The sequence below is a fragment of the Thalassospira profundimaris genome (genome assembly GCF_003326755.1).
In the GTDB taxonomy this organism is placed as follows: Bacteria; Pseudomonadota; Alphaproteobacteria; order Rhodospirillales; family Thalassospiraceae; genus Thalassospira; species Thalassospira profundimaris_B.
Genome location: NZ_JPWH01000021.1, coordinates 24180 through 43591 on the forward strand (window position 1 = coordinate 24180; position 19412 = coordinate 43591).

Genomic DNA, 19412 nt, shown 5'->3' on the forward strand with positions numbered 1-19412 from the left:
GAAAGGTATTTATTTACATTAGCTTAAGTAGGTCACTGCGCCAAAGCACCACAAGGATTATACACCGCACAGGGGTTCGTACCCGCAGCGCAGGGATTCATCGCCGCACACGGGTTGCTGGCCGCACAAGGATTGGCCGCCGCTGGAGCGCACGGATTACCCGCAGCTGCAGCACAAGGGTTGGCTGCCGCACAGGGATTCATCGCCGCACACGGATTCCCGGCAGCGCAAGGATTATACGCCGCGCAAGGATTCCCCGCCGCAGCGCACGGATTTGCCATGCACGGGCTGGCTGCGGCACAAGGATTTGCGGCTGCACAGGGAGTCGCCGCAGCACAGGGGTTTGCTGCCGCGCAAGGGTTTCCGCCACCCGATGCCGGGCGATTGGCCGGGGCGGGTTGTGCCATAGCAGGCGGGTTGGCCCCGCCTGCATGGCTAAAGTGATCAGCGGCGATGGCACCGGTGGCGGCCAGAAAAACCGCGCCATAAAGCAGATAATTACGATCGGTCATTTCTTTTTAAATCCATCGAGACCAAAAATCGGACGAACGGCAATGCCGAGCGCACTGCCCACAAAGGCGGCGACAAACCACAGCCAGCCATGCAAACTGCCCGAGGCAATGCCGCTAAACAGGGCGCCGATATTGCAGCCAAAGGCCAGCCGCGCCCCATAGCCCATCAAAACCCCGCCAATCGCCGCCGCAATCAGCGATGCCAGCGGCACACGCACCTTGGGCGCAAATTTGCCCGCCAGGGCCGATGCCAGGGCCGCGCCGATGATAATGCCGAAATTCATGACCGAGGTATCATCGGCCAATACCGAATTTTGAAGCGCACGCGCCGGGCCGGGCCAGGTCCAGAACGCCCAGTTTTCCACACCCACGCCCACGGCCTGGGCAATTTTTGCGCCCCACACGCCAAAACCGAAGGTAATTGACCACGGATGCCCCGTGACCAGCAGGGTCACAACATTCATCAGCGCCAGCAACAGGCCCGTGCCGACCAGCGGCCACGGCCCATGCAAAAACCGCGCGATGCCCCGGCGGGAGGGCGGTGAAACCAGCTCAAGCGCGCCATGTGCGCGGCGTTCAACAATCACCGTGAGCAAAGCCACACCTGCAAGGGCGACCAGTGTGACAATGATACCGCCAACCGGACCCAAAACACTGCCCAGCCCAACGGGCGGAATCGATGGCAGAGTTAGCCACATCGGCAAATGCGCTGTGCCCAGCAACGCGCCGACCACGAAAAATGCCAGCGTCACCAACATCCGGGCCGAACCACCACCGGCGGTAAATAATGTGCCGGAGCCACACCCGCCGCCAAGCTGCATGCCAAAGCCAAACAGCAGCGCGCCAACCAGAACCGACACCCCGACGGGTGCCAGCGCGCCGACCAGCGATGTGCCAAAGGGCGAGCCAAAAGCCAGCAGCGGCATAAAGGCAATGGCGGCAACGCCCACCATCAAAAGCTGGGCCCGCATCGCCCGCCCGCGCCGTTCGACCACCATGCGACGCCAGCCGCCGGTAAACCCGAACGATGCGTGATACAGCGCCAGGCCCAACACCCCGCCAATCAGATAAACCACCATCTGATGCAGGCTGACGGCCTGGGCAATGACCAGCGCCACCGCGGCAAAAATGACAGCGCAAATGACAGCCGGTCCACGATCAAACGAAAAAGAAGGCAAAGGGGCGGCCTGCATGCGCGCATTTGCCCCGCTTGTATCTGCCATAATGGATCCTGAAATTTTAGTATCGCCAACAGCCAGACGTGCCGCGACGGATTTCACGGATTTCATGGTGAAAATCCGCGGCACATCGCCAAAACGGGCAAAAATCGGCCCGGTCAGCCCGACATTCGCGCTGACCGGCCCCTTACAAAACCTGCCAAAATCTGCAACGAGCAGATTACTGGCTTTTCACCACGTCGCGCGACGGATCAGCGGCCCATTCGGTCATGGAACCGTCATACATTTTGGTGTTTTTGTTGCCCATCACTTCGGACAGACCGAACCACGCAACCGAGGCCCAATGGCCGGTATTGCAATAGGTGATTTCCTCGCTGTTGTCCGACACACCTGCCTTACCGGCAAGCTGTTCAATCACGTCGGCAGCAACAAATTTGCCGTCTTTGGCGTCATAGAATTGCGATTGCGAAATATTGACCGCACCGGGAATGGCGCCAAAACGGGCGACAACCGGGCTTTTGCTCTGACCGGTAAACTGGGCCTCGGGGCGGGCGTCAATCAGGGCGACACCCTTGGATTTTGCGGCGGCAACCTCGTCTTTTGTCGCCACCAGTTCGGGGCGAAAATGGGCCGCAAAGGCCACCTGCTGCGGTTTGACAGCATCGGTGGAAAGATCGCCATTTGATGCGACCCAGGCCCGCTGCCCGCCATCCAGAATGGTCACGGCATCATGGCCCAGCACCTTGAAGGTCCAGTAAACGCGGGTGGCGGCGGCAAAATCGCTGGAGTTAACGCCTGCGGGCACGATAACGACCTGTTTGTCATTATCAATGCCCAGGCTGCCGATGCGCTGTGAAATCACATCCACCGGCGGCAACATGCCGACAACATCGCCAACCTTGGCGCGCCAGCCAAATTTGCCATAAGACGCATCAACCGCACCGGGGATATGCCCGGCATCATAGGGATTGCCCGATTTGCCGGGCGAGCGAATATCCACAACCACCAAAGAGTCATTGCCAAGATTGTCGGCCAGCCAGCCGGCATCCACCAGCGGCTTTTCCGTCAGGCGTTCGGCCTGGGCCGCACTGGCCCCCATCATCATCACGACGGCAGCAATTCCTGCCAAAATACGGGAACGCATTGTTTGCACCCTCCAAAAGAATCTGCGAATTTGTAGTTCTTATATATTTCCCATCATCAATTCGTCAAATTATTTATATTAACACACAATTAATGTGATTTTTGATGGCAAAAATCAGGGACGGCACATCACACCGCGCAACCGGCCCTGCCCCGGCACGCGGCGCCTATTCCAAACAACGGGAATCTTGTTAAACGCAATAAACGTCAGGGACGCAAACCGCTCAGATAGCGGGCATATTCTCCGGCGAAGGCGGCATGGACATCCGCCCCGCGCAAGACCGGCGGGCGGCTGAGATAGCCATGCAGGCTGGCAATGATAAATTCCGCCACGGCCGATGCCTGCACATCGGTGCGCACATATTTGGCAAATTGCGCCCGGCTGATATGCCCGGCCAGGCCGCGCCGCCAATAGCGATACACCCCGTCAATGCGTTTGCGGGTCACATCATCCATGTCATCGGCACTTGATGCCAGGCGCGCCAGCGGGCAGCCATGTGTCAGGATTTCCGGCGCGTCATCGGTACCCAGGCGATCCACCTGGGTCATCAGGGCGGGCAAAACATCCTCTTCAAAGGCCAGCGCGTCGAGCCATATCTCGTCGACATAGGCAGGCAGGCATTCCTCGATCACGGCATTGGCAAGCTGTGCCTTGCTGCGGAAATGATGATAAAGGGCCCCTTTTGTCACCCCGGCCAGATCAATGATATTGGCAATCGAGGCCGCCGCAATCCCGGCGCGGCGGATTTCGGCAAAACCGGCATCCAGCAGCTTTTGCCGGGTCCCGTTGGGGTCACGCGGCAGGCGCGTACGGATCTGCCGTCCTGCGCCATTTTTGATGTCGCGCCGCCAGCCCTCGCCGCTTTCGTCATCATCGCCCAGAACCAGCGGGGCAAGGTGTTTGTAATCGCTCATATTTTTTGATGCGCCATATCATCCCAAAAGATGACAAAGCGTTACCTCTTTTCTATCGCGCGTCAATACAACCTGTGACGAATCCCGCGACAAATCGCATCCCCTGCCTGTGCGAATGCAGTTTTTGTCCCTGCCCCTTGCAATTGCGAAATAATCGGGCTCTATTTGCAGGCGCATTGCACGGGCCTGCCTGCGATATAAATCGTATCCCTGCGGGCCATGCGGCCATCCTCGCCCCGACGGATAAAAAATGTACATTCATTCAATTGCCTTTGTCGCCGCCGAAACAAAAATCGCCCAGGATGCCATGTATCGGCTCAAGCACCGCTATGGCCATGTTTCGCCCGACAAGGCCGAAGTCATTGTCGCCCTTGGCGGGGATGGCTTCATGCTTGAAACCCTGCATCGCTATATGGGCCGCAAGGTGCCGATTTATGGCATGAATCGCGGCACGGTCGGCTTTTTGATGAATGAATTTCGCGAAATCGACCTGCCAGAGCGCATCCAGGACGCCCAGACCGTCAAGCTCCATCCCCTGCAGATGGAGGCCCATACCAAGGATGGTGGCTCCATGTGTGCGCTGGCGATTAACGAAGTGTCGCTGCTGCGCGAAACCCGCCAGGCCGCCAAACTGCGCATTAAAATTGACGGGGTGGAGCGCCTGCCCGAACTGGTGTGCGATGGCGCACTGGTCTGCACCCCGGCAGGCAGCACCGCCTATAACCTGTCCGCCCACGGGCCGATCCTGCCGATGGGAAGCGGCCTTTTGGCCTTAACGCCGATCAGCCCGTTTCGCCCGCGTCGCTGGCGCGGGGCATTGCTGCCCGAAAAGGCACAGGTGATATTTGAAATTCTGGAACCCGAAAAACGCCCGGTTTCCGCCGTGGCCGATTATACCGAGGTTCGCGATGTGTCGCGCGTCATCATCCGCGAGGATACCAGCATGGATATCCGCCTGCTGTTTGACCCGGAACACAATCTTGAAGAACGCATCCTGAAGGAACAGTTTGTCGAATGAGCACCCAACCAAGCGAAAAGACCCTGGACTGGCTGGCGAAACTGATTGCGCACAAAACCACCAGCCTTGATTCCAACCTTGCCCTGATCAACCAGGCACAGGACTTCCTCAAAGGTCTGGGCTATCGGTGCCATACCGTGTTTGACGACGACCACGGCAAAGCCAACCTTTATGCCTCCATCGGCCCCGATGTGCCCGGCGGCATCATCCTTTCCGGGCATAGCGATGTGGTGCCCGTCGAAGGCCAGGTCTGGCAAAGCGACCCTTTCACCACCGAAATTCGCGGCGACAAACTTTATGGCCGCGGATCGTGCGACATGAAGGGGTTTCTCGCCTGCCTGATGGGCCGGGCGGAGGATTTCGCCAAGGCCGACCTGCGCGTCCCCATCCATATCGCCTTTACCTATGACGAGGAAGTGGGCTGCATCGGGGCGCCGCGCCTGGTGGAAATGATCAATGACCTGAACTGCAAACCGGCCATGTGCATTGTCGGCGAGCCGACCAGCATGCAGGTGATTACCCAGCATAAAGGCAAATTTTCCGGCCGTGCTCATGTCACGGGCCGTTCGGGCCATTCATCGCTGCCCGGCGAAGGGGTCAATGCGGTTGAATATGCCGCCGAACTGATTGTATTTTTAAAACAGCTTGGCAAAAAATTCCGCGACGAAGGCCCGCATGATGACGGCTTTGTCCCCAGCCACACCACGGTCCATACCGGGCTGATCCAGGGCGGCACGCAGCTTAATATTATTCCGCAGAACTGCTGGTTCGATTTTGAATATCGCAACCTGCCCCTGCATGACCGCGCCGAAATTCGCCAAACCATTCAGGAATACATCGACACTGTTCTGCACCCGGAAATGCGCGAAACCTACGATGATGTTGGTATCGAAATCGAAACCATGTCGGATGTGGCCGGCCTTGCCACCGGCGATGATGATGACGTCACCCGCCTTGTCATGGAACTGACCGGCGCCAACACCACCGGCAAAGTCAGCTTCGGCACCGAAGCCGGCATCTTCGCCGAACTGGGCGACATCCCCACCGTCGTCTGCGGCCCCGGCAGCATCGAACAGGCACATAAGCCGGATGAGTTTATTGCACTTGATCAGTTGGTTCGGTGTGAAGTGTTTTTGGATAAGTTGGTGAGGGTGCTCTGTTAAACACAAATGGCGGTGAATAACCTTCACCGCCATTTTACGCATCTACTCAGTCATCATATGAAATTTTCAGAACACCCTGCCTCATCATATCTGACAAAACATCAGCATTATCTGAAATCTTTCTCTGAAAATCGCGATTAAACGAAAAGCCGCCCCACATCAACATCATTGCACTCTGACCGACTTCAGACAGAGACACCGGATATTCCGGCTCAAATTGAATGGACAGCTTCCCACCTCCTTCTGACAAAACCCGGCCTAAAATGCTGAAAGATTCTTTTTGAAATTCGGTTTGCGAAGGAAAATACTGAGAACTTTGAGCGAACTTGTCGCTCAATTTCTGGCGATATTCACTTAGAGGCATCGCCAAACCAAGTTCGGCGCTTTTATAGTCAATTATGCGGTCTCCAAGTCCCTTATCTTCAAGACTAACTGAAGCATATTCCAACTGGCCTTGAGAGAACAACTTCAACAGATTATCGATCCCGCGCAAACTGTCGAAATTTTCCGGACGGATCATCATCGGAACCTGAAAACGATTTAATCGAACTTCACTTTCAAATTCGCCGATTTTCGGAAGAGAAACATTGACCATTGTGGACATATGATCACGACTTGGATCATACTCATAGTCAATCATTATATGTCCCTGAAGATTGGTCACCCCAAGCGCAATGGCATTTCTTCCACTGATAGAATCAATCGGGGTATTAATATCATACAATTTAATATTGATACTCTCGATAATATTGGTTTGATCATCGATATCGATATTCGAAAGTTCCACATTATTTATTGTCGTGTATCCTCCCCCCATATCCACACGAACTTTGCTCAGGGTTACAGTCCCAAATACAGATGCACTTATATCTTTATACTGAACGCGTCGATCAAGCCGGTTTTCATGCAAAAATGTGCGAATACGATCCTCTGCGCGAGAACTTGCAACACTGGAAACAGTAAAATAGCCCGCACCTAACAAAACACATATAGCGCCGCCTACAAACAAGCCTTTTTTCTTGCCCGTTTTTTTTACTGCAACAATATCGCTATCATCCATTTTCCGGTCGGTCATTTGCCGATTTCCTCCTCATTATGGTCAACAGGAGATACCACAGACCAACCGGGAAATTGGGACTTCACATAATTAGAAATTTCACCGTCATTCATGCACATTCTGTCTTCGCACACTCTCGCTTTCTCAACAGAGATCAACGGACGAATTTCCCCGTTAATTTTTTGAGAATTCACCCAGCCGCTTACAAATATCCATTTCCCCTCTTGCAAATCATCACCTTGCAAATACACTCGATTTGGCCATTTTGCCGCATAGCCAAAATTCGTCTTATTACCGACTTTTACAAATACGCGAACTGGCAAAGGCGCTTTTCGCTGATACGCAGAGGCAGCCAAATCATAGGGATTATCAAAACTTGGATTACCGTCAAAATGAAGAGCTGCGAGCTTGGACGGAACCGTATCCGAACCTGAGAGAGACTGGTACAGTTTAAGTGCCTCGCGATCTATCTGAGCTTGCTTGGCACGCGCCACTTCCAACTCATGCGCTTTTTGAGCTGCAACAAGTTCTTGTTCACGAGCCCTGCTCTTTTGTTCTGCCAAAAGACGCTCTGCCTGCTCGGCTTTTCTTGCTGTCTCAAAGTCTTCAGAAGTGTGGTGAGCTAGCAGGAAATTCGCATTTCGTCCGGTGTAAATCTTCACATCCAAAAATTTTGCCGTGAAGCGGAAAGAACGATTCCAGCTTTCCCCGACAACGCCTTCGGATGATAATTTAAGCAAATACTTGACAGTCACGTGATTACCGCTGTTTTGCAGTTCATCAACTGATTTACGTCCAAGTTCACCTGGTAGATATAATTTCGTTGTAAATTGTTTTGGCAGCGTCTCAAAAACTACAGACAGCACCCCATGCAAATAGCTATCATCATAATTCTCAGTATAACGGCAAGTATCCCCAAGCCTAAAGCCATTGGGCGTAAATCCTCCAATATCAAGCATATTGGTAGAAAAATCATAACTCCGGCGCACATTATAAGTCTTGGTTAACTCAAATATATCGCCTGAATTTTCAATCTTTTTTTCAACGATACCTTTCTGTTGCAAAAGCCAGTCACGCAGGTCAAATTCATTTTTGTATACGCTGAGATATGCTTTACAATTTTGTACAGAAGCAACATGTTGAAACGTTCTACTGTCTTTTCTAGCCTCTGGATCTACTTTCATCGCCAAGTAGGCAAGTGACAAAAAATCCAATCGATTTGGCTTCGGATCTTTCTTTTCGGCAACAACTTTGTCAGGTTCAGTTTTTTCAGGCTTAGACGTTTGCGAAGCATCAGCAACGACCTTTTCTTCTCCAGCCGTCTTTTGATCTCTCTTTAGCTGAGTATCAGGAAAAACTTGGTCAACCTGTTGAGGTTTTTCTACTGCCGTCTCGCCCTTTGCTTGGTCTTTCGACGTTTGCGCATCTCCACTCACAACAACGGACCAACCTTCGGCCTGCGAAATGATAAACTTACGGATCGCCACATCCGGTGCAGAGGGTTCAAACACGTCAATTTCGGCAGTTTTCATTTGTGGACAAGACGAAGAAAACAAGCCTGAAATTTTCGGAAACAGCTTTTCTTCCGTTCCCTTTAAAGGGCTATCCTTCTTACGTTCCAGGTGCAAAATAGAGTTTTCTGCACACCAATTCTCGCCCCCAACCCCAAACAGCTCGATACCCAGTTTTTCTGAACGGGCAATAAGTTTATTTTCAGAAGCAATCGCAAAGCTACTAACGCCGTTGATAATTACGCCAGCAAGCAATACAGCACAGCAAAACTTATATCGCATTATTCAATCTCCCAAACACCGTCCGGCGCTTTGCAAGCTGAATAATTTTGCTGTTTCACATCCGTCCCGTTACTGATCTTCATCGAAACGTCTCGACATTCCGTTTGTACCAGCAATGTTTCCGTCTCGAACTCAGTGTCCAGATCAATGACATCAGAACTGACTTCAGCGGTCTCGACGACGGGTTCCTGTTTATTGTAGGTAACTTCTGACTTTACGGAGGAAGTCGAGACAGTTTTTTCTATAACTTCAGAGGTGTCGTTTACTTCAGATTTGGCGACTTCGACCTGGGTTGGCTCGACAGTCGGCACAGGCATCGACAACAAAGTATGATAAACATAGCCGACAGCCTTATTTCCCCGACCGACAAGATACCATTCACCATTACTAACACTACCGACTGCAGTCACCAAAGTTCCTGCTTTCAAAGACGTCAAGACGTCAGACGACGTCGAAGGTGCTGCACGAACATTGGCCCCTTTTGCAACAATTCGATCTGCACCGACAATGGTCATACCGACTGGGCTGGCAACCACCTTTGGACGCTGAACGGCCACTTCCTTGGCGACTTTACGGGTGTTGCGCGGAGTGATTTCAGCCTTTGCTCCGGTATCAGGATTACTCCAGCTTACAACACGGCCATCTGGTTGATTTTCAAGTGCAACGGATGTCGTTTTCTGCACTGATTTGGCATCCTGTGGGTCAAGCATCCCGCCCAACCAGTCACCAATCATATAGCCTGCGGCAACACCGATCCCCGTTGCCAGAAGCTGCCCCGTTCCTTTGCCAAACTGCGCACCTAGCACTGCGCCACCAACCGCACCAACCAAAGAACCAACAGTCTGTCCTGTCGTTTTGTCACAGGCCCCCAAAGCCAGTGCACCAGACAGCACCAATGCGGTCGTGCTCCGCATCAACATTTTAGTCATTTAACCCCCAATCAAAAGATAACCCAAGTCTCCCTTAATCAGGTTTACCTAGCGAGGGATTTTTCTGTCAATTAATCAACTCAAACAAAACGAAACAAAACTCAAAACCTATACACATTTTGAGAAAACTTTATACAAACCTATCCTTTTTATACCCATGAACTATCAGGTCGTAGTACAATGCCAACACGTTCTGTTTTTCTTTTTGAATTATGCCGCAACTTATTTTGTTGCCATTGATTCTGCCTTATGCTCCTCCCCCACCCGTTTGGTAACATTAAAGCTATCAGCCGACGCCGCCTGCCACCAGATGTTGTACGGCGTCTCTTCCGGGGCGTTGATAAGCTGGTTTTCCGCCACAAACGGGTAAATCTGATCCGCCGTGCGGGCTTCGGTGGGGCTGATGCGGTGGAAGAGGTGGTGGGGTTCGAGGTCGTGGATGCTTTCAAGGCCCGCTGCGCAGGAGATTTGCAGGGCGGCGCGCACGGTTTTGCGGTGGAAGCGTTCGACCTGTTCGGCTTTATCGGCAACCACAAGGCCGCGCTGGCGGTGCGGGTCCTGGGTGGCAACACCGACCGGGCAGTTGCCCTTGTGGCAATTCATGGACTGAATACAGCCAATCGAAAACATGAAGGCGCGGGCAGCATTAACCCAGTCCGCGCCGAGCGCGATGGCGTGCGCAATGCCGCTGCCGGAATGGACCTTGCCACTCGCCCCCAGGCGGACATGTTTTTTAAGACCGGTTCCCACCAGCGCATTGCGCATGATCACCAGCCCGTCATAAAGCGGCTGGCCGACATGGTTTGAAAGTTCAATCGGGGCAGCGCCGGTGCCACCCTCGGCCCCGTCCACGACGATAAAATCCAGATATATCCCGGTTTCCAGCATCGCCTTGGCAATGGCAAAGGGTTCGTGCGGGTGGCCCACGCACAGCTTGATACCCACCGGCTTGCCGCCGGAAAGATCACGCAGGCGGGCGGCGAATTCCAGCATTTGGCGCGGGGTGGAAAAGGCCTTGTGCGCAGCGGGGGAGACGCAATCCTGCCCCTGGGGCACCTTGCGGGTTTCGGCAATTTCCGGCGATACCTTGGCCGCTGGCAGCACCCCGCCATGACCGGGCTTTGCCCCCTGGCTGAGTTTTATTTCGATCATTTTGACCTGATCGGTGCAGGCGGCTTTGACAAACAGGTCTTCGTCAAAATTGCCATCCTCCGTCCGGCAGCCAAAATAGCCCGAACCGATTTCCCATATCAGATCGCCGCCACCCTTGCGGTGATAGGGGCTAATCGAGCCTTCGCCGGTATCATGGGCGAAATTGCCCATTTTCGCACCGGTATTCAGTGCCTCGATCGCGCGGGCGGACAGGGAGCCAAAGCTCATGGCGGAGATATTGAGGATCGAGGCATTATAGGGCTTGCTGCATTGCGGGCCGCCAATGGTAATGCGCGGGTCCGTGTCGGGCACGTCGGTCGCGGCGATGGAATGGCTGATCCAGCGATATTCGTGGGCGTAAACATCAAGCTCGGTCCCGAAGGGATGATTGTCTTCCTCGTCCCGTGCACGTTCATAGACCAGGCGGCGTTGATCCTGGTTAAAGGGGCGGCCTTCGAGATCGCCCTCGACAATATAGGTCCGCAAATAGGGCCGCAGATCCTGAAACAGGTAACGCGCCCAGCCCAGCACCGGGTAATTGCGCAAAATGGCATAATCGCGCTGGAAAACATCATGGATGGCCAGGGCCAGAACAGGCAGGCAAATCACCAGCCCCCACAGCCATGACGCGGCAAAAAACGCCGCAATCAGGCAAAAAACCGTCCCCGCAACCGCCAGCAAAGGCAAAATCGCCCGAACCAGACCATTACCACCGGCAAAAGCGGACACGAATGTTTGTTTTTTAGCCATCAAAGGTTCCAGTTCTGGTCAGCACAATATGTCGCGGGAGGAAGAAAACAGGGCAAAAGCATCCCTACTGGCACCGGGGCAAGCCAGCCTTTGGCACCCTTTGGCTGCTTGCCCCGGCACCGTGCAGGATCAAAGATCGCGCAGATATTTAAAGTTGGTTTTCAACTGCTCGATCACTTCGGTTCCTCGGCCATTCAGCACCATTTTGGCCTCGCTTAACGCATATTTGCCAAGCTGTTCGGGGCTGGTATGGGGCGGCATGGCAACGGCATAACGGTCGGTTTTGACATCGAGCAATACCGGGCCTTCATGGTTCATCGCCATTTCAAGGGCATCATCCAGTTTTTCCGGGTCATCAACCTGCACACCGCGAATGCCGCAAGCCTCGGCAATGGCGGCGAAATCGGGGTTGGTCATTTCCGTCTGGAAATTGGGGATACCGGCAAGCTGCATTTCAATTTCCACCATGCCGAGGCTGGAATTGTTATAGACCACCATTTTCACCGGCAACTGATATTGCCCGATGGTCGCCAGATCGCCCAGCAGCATGGAAATGCCACCATCACCACACAGCGCAATGCTCTGGCGGCCATCTCCGGCCAGAGCCGCGCCAATGGCCTGGGGCATGGCATTGGCCATCGACCCGTGCGAGAAAGAGCCCATAAAGCGACGCTTGCCGGTACTTTCAAGGTACCGCGCCGCCCATACCGTGGTCATGCCGGTATCGGCGGTGAAAATGGCATCGTCATCGGCCAGACGGCTGATCGCGGCGGTCAGATATTCCGGGCTGATCTCGCCTTTTTTGCCCGGTTTTTGCGCATGGTAGGCCATATTGTCGCGGTCGTCTTTGGCCGCCTTCAAACGGTCCTGAAGGAAGCTGTCATCCGCGCGGGTTTCAAGGCGCGGCAACAGGGCATCAAGTGTTGCGCGCACATCACCCACCAGCCCCATTTCCACATGGGTGCGCCGCCCCAGCCGTTCGCCATGCGTTAACACCTGGGCAATGCGGGCATCGGTTTGCAGAAAATCCTTCCACGGGAAGTCGGTGCCCAGCAGCAACACCACGTCGGCCCCGGCAATGGCATCGGCACAGGCCCGACCACCGATAAAGCCGGTCATGCCGACACCATTGGGGTTGTCATGTTCCAGTGCCATTTTACCCTTGAGGGTCCAGCCGACCGGCGCATTCAGGCGACGGGCAAGTTCGCGCACCTGGTCGCGCGCCGCATCACACCCCATACCGCCATAAATAAACGGGCGTTTGGCCCCGGACAGCATTTTTGCCAGATCATCGAGCGCGCCATCATCGGGGCGCAGCACGGTTTGCGGGCGATAAACCGGGGAGGCAATGGCATTTTCGGGCAAATCCAGCGGCAGAATGTCGCCACTATAGCCAAACACGCCAACGCCCTTGCGGGTGATGGCATTTTGCAGGGCCTGCTGAAGCATCCTTGGCGCCTGTTCGGGAATTTGTGCCAGTTCGTTATACCAGCTACAGCCATCAAACATGCCAAGATCGGTTTCCTGAAACGATTCCATGCCATAATCGGCGCGGTCAATGGTGGATGGCAGAGCAATCACCGGTGCGCCCCAGCGATGCGCATCGTAAAGACCATTGATCAAATGAACGTGACCGGGGCCGGAACTTCCCGCGCAACAGCCAATCCCGCCCAAAATGCCTTCGGCCATTGCGGCATAGGCCCCGGCTTCTTCGTGGCGCACATGGATCCAGTCAATCCGCCCGTCCCGGCGAATGGCATCATTGAGAAGATTAAGGCTGTCGCCGGTCACGGCATACAGGCGTTTGACCCCGGCATCGGCCAGCATATCGACAATGGTTTCTGCAATGGTGCGCGACATGACGTCTCCTTTGAGCGGCAGAAAAACAACGGTCAGGGCGCGGTTTCGGCAGAACAGGCGGGCGCGTCCCAAAAGGATATGTGTCGAAGAACGTCGTCTGGCCAGGCTGGCAAACGACAACAGGATAAGAAAACGCCCTGCAAGCGCACACAAAACCGTGTGCAGCGCGAAACCGGCCACATGCCATGATAACGCCGCAAAACTCTGCCGGTTCCACCGGGGTGCCGATCATCCGGCAAAGGGGCGTTTTTTGCCCGGCACCGTCCCGTCATCAAACAGGAAAATCATCCTATACAGATATATCGGAACTTGACGCCTCACTCACATTTGGCCAAAACAAAAGAGCCGGTGCGCAAAGCACCGGCTCTCTGTCACGCGCATCCGACGGCGGGGTCGGGGGACTCGCAGATTATTCTGCAAACCGTCGAAGGCGCGGGAACAAAGCCGGTCCGGTATCAACGGACCGGCTTTTGTTTTGGGGACAGGCGGTCATCCGCCTGCCCCGATAGCGTTATCACAGCGCCGGGCTGTCATCGGCGACCGGCTTTTCCTTTTCCCGGCGATCCTTGCGGCTAAAGGTACCGACAATCACCATAAAGAACAGCGGGACAAAGAAAATCGCCAGGAAGGTCGCGGCAATCATACCGCCCATCACCCCGGTGCCCACCGCGATACGCGCCGCCGCACCGGCCCCGGTACTGATGGCAAGCGGCAGAACGCCCAGGGTAAAGGCCATCGAGGTCATGATGATCGGCCGCAAACGCTGCCGGGCGGCTTCAACCGTTGCTTCCAGCAGTCCCATCCCGTCCTCGTAGAGATCACGGGCGAATTCCACAATCAGAATGGCGTTCTTCGCCGACAGACCAATCGTGGTCAGCAGGGCCACCTGGAAGTAAACGTCGTCCGGCAGACCACGCAGCAGGGCGGCACCCACGGCACCCAAAACGCCCAGCGGCACCACCAGCATCACGGAAACCGGGATCGACCAGCTTTCGTAAAGGGCGGCCAGACACAGGAACACGACAATCACCGACAGGGCATAAAGCGCGGGTGCCTGGTCGCCTGCTGCCCGTTCTTCATAGGACAGGCCCGTCCATTCCAGACCAATGCCCTGGGGCAGTTTGGCAACCATTGCCGCCATTGCATTCATGGCATCACCAGAGCTGACCCCCGGTGCCGCCTGCCCCTGAATATTGACAGAAGGCAAACCGCTAAAGCGTTCCAGACGGGGCGAACCATATCCCCAATCCATCGTGGCAAAGGCCGAAATCGGCACCATCTGCCCCTGATTATTGCGGACATACCAGTTTTCCATATCCTTGGGCATCATGCGGAATTTGGCATCTGCCTGGACATAGACCTTTTTCACCCGGCCGTTTTCCATGAAGTCGTTAACATAGCTCGACCCCCAGGCGGTAGACAGCGTGTCGTTAATATCGGCAATCGAAACGCCCAGCGCCTTGGCCTTTTCCTGGTCGATATTAACCTCGAATTGCGGCATGTCATTCAGGCCGTTCGGGCGTACACCCTGCACGGACGGGTTCTGGGCTGCCATGCCCAGCAACTGGTTGCGGGCCGAAATCAGGGCATCGTGCCCCAAACCGCCGCGATCCACCAACTGCATGTCAAAACCGTTCGCCGTTCCCAGTTCGACAATGGCCGGCGGGGTAAAGGCAAAGGCCATTGCTTCCTTGATTGTGGCAAAGAAACCATAGGCCCGCCCGACAATGGCCTGAACCGATTGCTGGGGCTGACTGCGTTTTGACCAGTCCTTGAGACTGACAAAGGCAATACCGGCATTCTGGCCGCTACCGGCAAAACTGAAGCCCGCCACGGTAAAGATACCGTTCACATTGTCCTTTTCGTCATTCAGGAAATGGCCTTCGATCTTTTTAAGAACATCAACCGTGCGTTCCTGCGAGGCCCCGGCGGGCAACTGAACCATCGAAAACAGGATGCCCTGGTCTTCGTCGGGCAGGAAGGAAGACGGAAGCCGGGTGAACAAAAAGGCAAGCCCGCCCACCAGAACAACATAAATCGCCAGATAGCGCCATTTGCGCTGCACCACATGGCCGACACTGCCCTGGTAAAACGTATTCGTCTTTTCAAAACCCCGGTTAAACAACCCGAAAAAGCCCTTGCGGGTGTGCGGATCCTGATGGGAATTTTTAAGCAGCGTTGCACAAAGGGCCGGTGTCAGCACGATCGCCACAATCACCGACAAAATCATCGCCGAGACAATGGTGATCGAGAACTGGCGGTAAATCGCCCCGGTGGAGCCCGAGAAAAACGCCATCGGGATAAACACCGCCGAAAGCACCAGGGCAATACCGATCAGCGCCCCGGTAATCTGTTCCATTGACTTGCGTGTGGCGTCACGCGGGGATAGACCGTCTTCAAACATCACGCGTTCGACGTTTTCCACCACCACGATGGCATCGTCCACCAAAAGGCCGATCGCCAGCACCATGCCGAACATGGTCAGGGTGTTAATGGAAAAACCGAATGCCGCAAGCACGCCAAATGTCCCCAAAAGCACCACCGGCACGGCGATGGTCGGGATCAGGGTGGCGCGCCAGTTTTGCAAAAACAGGAACATCACGAGGAACACGAGAACAATCGCCTCGATCAGCGTATGAACCACTTCCTCGATCGAGATTTTCACAAACGGCGTCGTGTCATAGGGATAAACGATTTCAACGCCGGACGGCATATAGCTTTTCAGCTCGTTAACCCGGTTCTTGACCGCTTCGGCCGTATCAAGCGCATTCGCACCAGTGGCAAGGTTGATACCGATACCAACGGAATCCCTGCCATTATAGCGCGCGACAATATTGTAGCTTTCCGCCCCGATTTCAACACGTGCCACATCGCCCAGGCGCACCTGGGAGCCATCGGTATTCACCCGCAACAGAATGTTGGAAAATTCTTCGGGTGTCTCAAGGCGGCTTTGCGCGGTAATGGTCGCGTTGATCTGCTGGCCGTCAACGGCCGGTGCCCCGCCGATCTGCCCGGCGGAAACTTCGGTATTCTGGGCTTCGATGGCGCTGCGCACATCGGAAACCGTAATACCATAGCTGACCAGCTTGAACGGATCGAGCCACACGCGCATGGCGTGCTGCGCCCCGAACACCTGCACACTGCCCACACCATTCACCCGCGAAATCGGGTCTTTGATGGTATTGGAAACAAAATCCGCCAGGTCATGGGCGCTAATATTGCCATCCGAGGACACAAACCCCACCACCATCAGGAACGACCCGCTGGATTTGGTGACATTAATGCCCTGCTGCTGCACCTGGCTGGGCAGGATCGACATCGCGGCCTGCAATTTGTTCTGCACCTGAACCTGGGCAATATCCGGGTTGGTCCCGGAATTGAAGGTCAACGTCACTTCCGCCCGCCCGGTGGAATCACTGGTCGAAGACATGTAACGCAGGTTATCAAGCCCGTTCATCTGCTGTTCGATGACCTGGGTGACGGTATTTTCAACCGTCTGGGCCGACGCCCCCGGATAGTTCGCCGTGATCTGCACCGACGGCGGCGCAATTGACGGATACTGTTCGATCGGCAATTGCAGGATCGACAGCCCCCCGGCCAACATGATGACGAGGGCAACCACCCAGGCAAATACCGGGCGATCAATGAAAAACTTTGCCATCAGATACTATCCTTATCGGGATGCCGGCTTTGCGCTGTCGTCACCCTTGACGGCAACCGGTTTTACCGGTTTGCCCGGGCCGACAAGCTGCAGGCCATCGACAATGATGCGGTCTCCGGGATTCAGGCCCTTGGTCACAATCCAGTCCTCTCCCTTGGACTGCTCGATGGTCAGCGCCCTGGCTTCAACTTTGTCATCGGATGAGATGGTATAGACATAGGCCGATCCATCCGGGCGGCGCATCACGGCGCGCTGCGGCACGAGATAGGCATTGTCAACCTCGCCCTGCTCCACAAAGGCCCGCACGAACATGCCCGGCAGCAACACCTGGTCGGGATTGTCAAACACCGCACGCAACCGAACGGTCCCGGTGGTTTCATTTACCGTCACGTCGGAAAACTGCAATTTGCCGATATGGGAATACTGGTCGCTGGTGCTGTCGATCATCAGGCGGACATCAACACCTTCACCATCCGGGGCACTTTTGATCTTGCCCGAATCAATCCCCTGCTTGATACGCATCAGGCGGCCACCCGCCTGGGTCACATCGACATAAATCGGATCAAGCTGGGTGATGGTCGCCAGGGCCATTTCCTGATTGGCCGTTACCAGCGCCCCTTCCGTCACGCTAGACGCCCCGATTTTACCGGGGATCGGTGCCGTCACGGTGGTATATTGCAAATTGATGCGCGCGGTATCCACCTGGGCACGGGCTGCCGCAACACTGGCCTTGGCCTGGGCTTCGGCAGCGATGGCATCATCACGGGTCTGCTCGCTCACAGCCTGGGTCTTGATCAGCTTGTCATAACGCGCACGGGTTTTGGTCGCCTGGTCCAGGGTGGCACGTGCACGGGCAAGGTCCGCCTGGGCGGCATCCACATTGGCAAGATAAACGCTCTGGTCGATCTGATAAAGCTGTTGACCGGCCTTGACGGTCGCCCCTTCGGTGAAGTTGCGCTCCTGAATGATACCATCGACCTGCGGGCGCACATCGGCCTTGCGATACGCAACGGTACGACCGGGCAGTTCAGCCACCAGCCCAATGGTTTGCGGTTGAACCTCGACAAAATTTACCTGGGTGGCAGGTGCCTGCTGTTGCTGTGCAGCGGCATTGTCGCCGTCTTTCTGCGAATCGCAACCGGCAACAAAAACCACCAGTGCCGCCAGACTGGCAGCCTTCAGACACGAACGAACGGACAAAATTTTCTTCCTTCCAGTCCCGAAAAGCAAAACCATTCTGGCGGTCTTGCCATTGCTTTTAATAATACTGTACTGTACAGTACATATTGTGCAGCGCCGAAGCAAGCCCCAAAAAAACAAGCTTTTGGAGAATCATGAACGAGCCCTCAAAGTCTGTCCACAAGCACAACGCGCGCGGCGAAGCCCGCCGGCGTGCCATGCTTGATGCCACATGGCAAATCCTCTCCGAAAAGGGTTTTGCGGCGGTAACGCTCAATGATGTGATCTCCCTTTCCGGCGGATCGCGCACGACCCTGTACGAGGCGTTTGGTGGCAAAGATGGTCTTATTGCATCCGTCCTGACAGAAAAGTGTCAGGAGTTTTGTGAAACACTGCAAACTTCGCTGCGCTCTGACCGGCCCGCGCATGAAGCCCTGCTGGATTTCACAATCATCATGACCGAAAAAAGCATGAATGAGGACTCCCTTCGGATCATGAATTTCCTTCAAGTCGAAATGCACCAGTTTCCCGGAATTCGCGAAACCTTCCTGCAAAACGGCCCCGATGTCATTAGCCGGCGCGTCAGTGACTTTTTCAAACACCATACAGATAACGGAACGCTCAATATCTCCGACCCGGATTTCGCGGCCCGCATGCTTCTTACCATGATTCACGGGCAATGGCGCGACACCCTGATCGAAACCATGCCACCTTATCACCCCACGCACGCGGAAATCGAACACCGGGCAAGGCAACTGGTCGATCTTGTGTTGAACGGTGCCCTGCCGCGCCGTACATGATCCCGGACACACCCTCATACGCGGATGACCTGTGGCATTAAGGGTCTATCACCCGCGTTTGTTTTGCAATGCAAAACTTGATTAACTTTTTAACCGGTTCTGGCCTCCTTGATCGCTTTTCATCCGCGCGTGCCGTCCATCTTTAAGCTCTACCTATCGTCTTTCGCCGCCATTTCCCGCCCTGGCATCCCAGGCACGGTCAATGACGACCACGACCACGACATATCGGGCAACCACAGGCATGGCGTCCGGTCGGGCAAATCCGGTCGGTTTACCTGGTACGATTGCGCATCCGTACGTTT

At 55.0% G+C, this 19412-nt stretch carries 14 protein-coding genes; 4 read left to right on the top strand and 10 right to left on the bottom strand.

The features are described 5' to 3' along the window. The first annotated feature begins 279 nt into the window (after positions 1-279). On the top strand, positions 280-444 hold the full coding sequence (locus tag TH25_RS25110) for a hypothetical protein (protein ID WP_181847718.1): 165 nt from the start codon (positions 280-282) through the stop codon (positions 442-444). Positions 445-508: 64 nt separating this feature from the next. On the opposite strand, the gene TH25_RS19150 is transcribed toward TH25_RS25110, so the two are convergent. The 3 genes from TH25_RS19150 to TH25_RS19160 form a co-directional block, all read right to left on the bottom strand. Next, positions 509-1801 (bottom strand): YeeE/YedE family protein, encoded by a 1293-nt coding sequence (locus TH25_RS19150; protein WP_258549228.1) that lies wholly within the window; start codon positions 1799-1801, stop codon positions 509-511. Positions 1802-1910: 109 nt separating this feature from the next. Beyond that, the gene (locus tag TH25_RS19155) at positions 1911-2834 is read right to left on the bottom strand and encodes a sulfurtransferase (RefSeq protein WP_114089904.1); all 924 of its coding nucleotides are present in this window, start codon (positions 2832-2834) and stop codon (positions 1911-1913) included. A 206-nt stretch (positions 2835-3040) separates the two neighbouring features. Beyond that, positions 3041-3748, bottom strand: coding sequence for a TetR/AcrR family transcriptional regulator (locus TH25_RS19160; RefSeq protein ID WP_114089905.1), 708 nt, complete (start codon positions 3746-3748; stop codon positions 3041-3043). A gap of 250 nt (positions 3749-3998) precedes the next feature. Here TH25_RS19160 and TH25_RS19165 point away from each other — a divergent pair, with 250 nt between their 5' ends. Together TH25_RS19165 and argE are read left to right on the top strand one after the other, a co-directional pair. Then, positions 3999-4766, top strand: coding sequence for an NAD kinase (locus TH25_RS19165; protein ID WP_114089906.1), 768 nt, complete (start codon positions 3999-4001; stop codon positions 4764-4766). After that, the gene (gene argE / locus TH25_RS19170; RefSeq protein WP_114089907.1) at positions 4763-5929 is read left to right on the top strand and encodes an acetylornithine deacetylase; all 1167 of its coding nucleotides are present in this window, start codon (positions 4763-4765) and stop codon (positions 5927-5929) included. Before TH25_RS19165 ends, argE begins: the two co-directional genes overlap by 4 nt. Positions 5930-5975: 46 nt before the next feature. Here argE and TH25_RS19175 read toward each other — a convergent pair whose 3' ends face one another. The 7 genes from TH25_RS19175 to TH25_RS19205 form a co-directional block, all read right to left on the bottom strand. Beyond that, positions 5976-7004, bottom strand: coding sequence for a hypothetical protein (locus TH25_RS19175; protein ID WP_114089908.1), 1029 nt, complete (start codon positions 7002-7004; stop codon positions 5976-5978). Beyond that, entirely contained in the window at positions 7001-8779 is a 1779-nt protein-coding gene (locus tag TH25_RS19180; protein ID WP_114089909.1) for a hypothetical protein, read from the bottom strand. Before TH25_RS19180 ends, TH25_RS19175 begins: the two co-directional genes overlap by 4 nt. Continuing rightward, the gene (locus TH25_RS19185; protein WP_114089910.1) at positions 8779-9708 is read right to left on the bottom strand and encodes an SH3 domain-containing protein; all 930 of its coding nucleotides are present in this window, start codon (positions 9706-9708) and stop codon (positions 8779-8781) included. Before TH25_RS19185 ends, TH25_RS19180 begins: the two co-directional genes overlap by 1 nt. Before the next feature lie 222 nt (positions 9709-9930). Further along, positions 9931-11610 (bottom strand): FMN-binding glutamate synthase family protein, encoded by a 1680-nt coding sequence (locus TH25_RS19190; protein ID WP_114089911.1) that lies wholly within the window; start codon positions 11608-11610, stop codon positions 9931-9933. Between the two features lie 129 nt (positions 11611-11739). After that, positions 11740-13470: a thiamine pyrophosphate-dependent enzyme gene (locus TH25_RS19195; RefSeq protein WP_114089950.1), complete on the bottom strand. Its 1731-nt coding sequence runs from the start codon at positions 13468-13470 to the stop codon at positions 11740-11742. 514 nt (positions 13471-13984) lie between these two features. After that, positions 13985-17131, bottom strand: coding sequence for an efflux RND transporter permease subunit (locus TH25_RS19200; RefSeq protein WP_114089912.1), 3147 nt, complete (start codon positions 17129-17131; stop codon positions 13985-13987). 12 nt (positions 17132-17143) lie between these two features. After that, positions 17144-18331: an efflux RND transporter periplasmic adaptor subunit gene (locus tag TH25_RS19205; RefSeq protein ID WP_258549229.1), complete on the bottom strand. Its 1188-nt coding sequence runs from the start codon at positions 18329-18331 to the stop codon at positions 17144-17146. A gap of 134 nt (positions 18332-18465) precedes the next feature. Between TH25_RS19205 and TH25_RS19210 the strand changes: the two genes are divergently transcribed. After that, positions 18466-19110: a TetR/AcrR family transcriptional regulator gene (locus TH25_RS19210; protein WP_114089914.1), complete on the top strand. Its 645-nt coding sequence runs from the start codon at positions 18466-18468 to the stop codon at positions 19108-19110. Positions 19111-19412 lie beyond the last annotated feature (302 nt).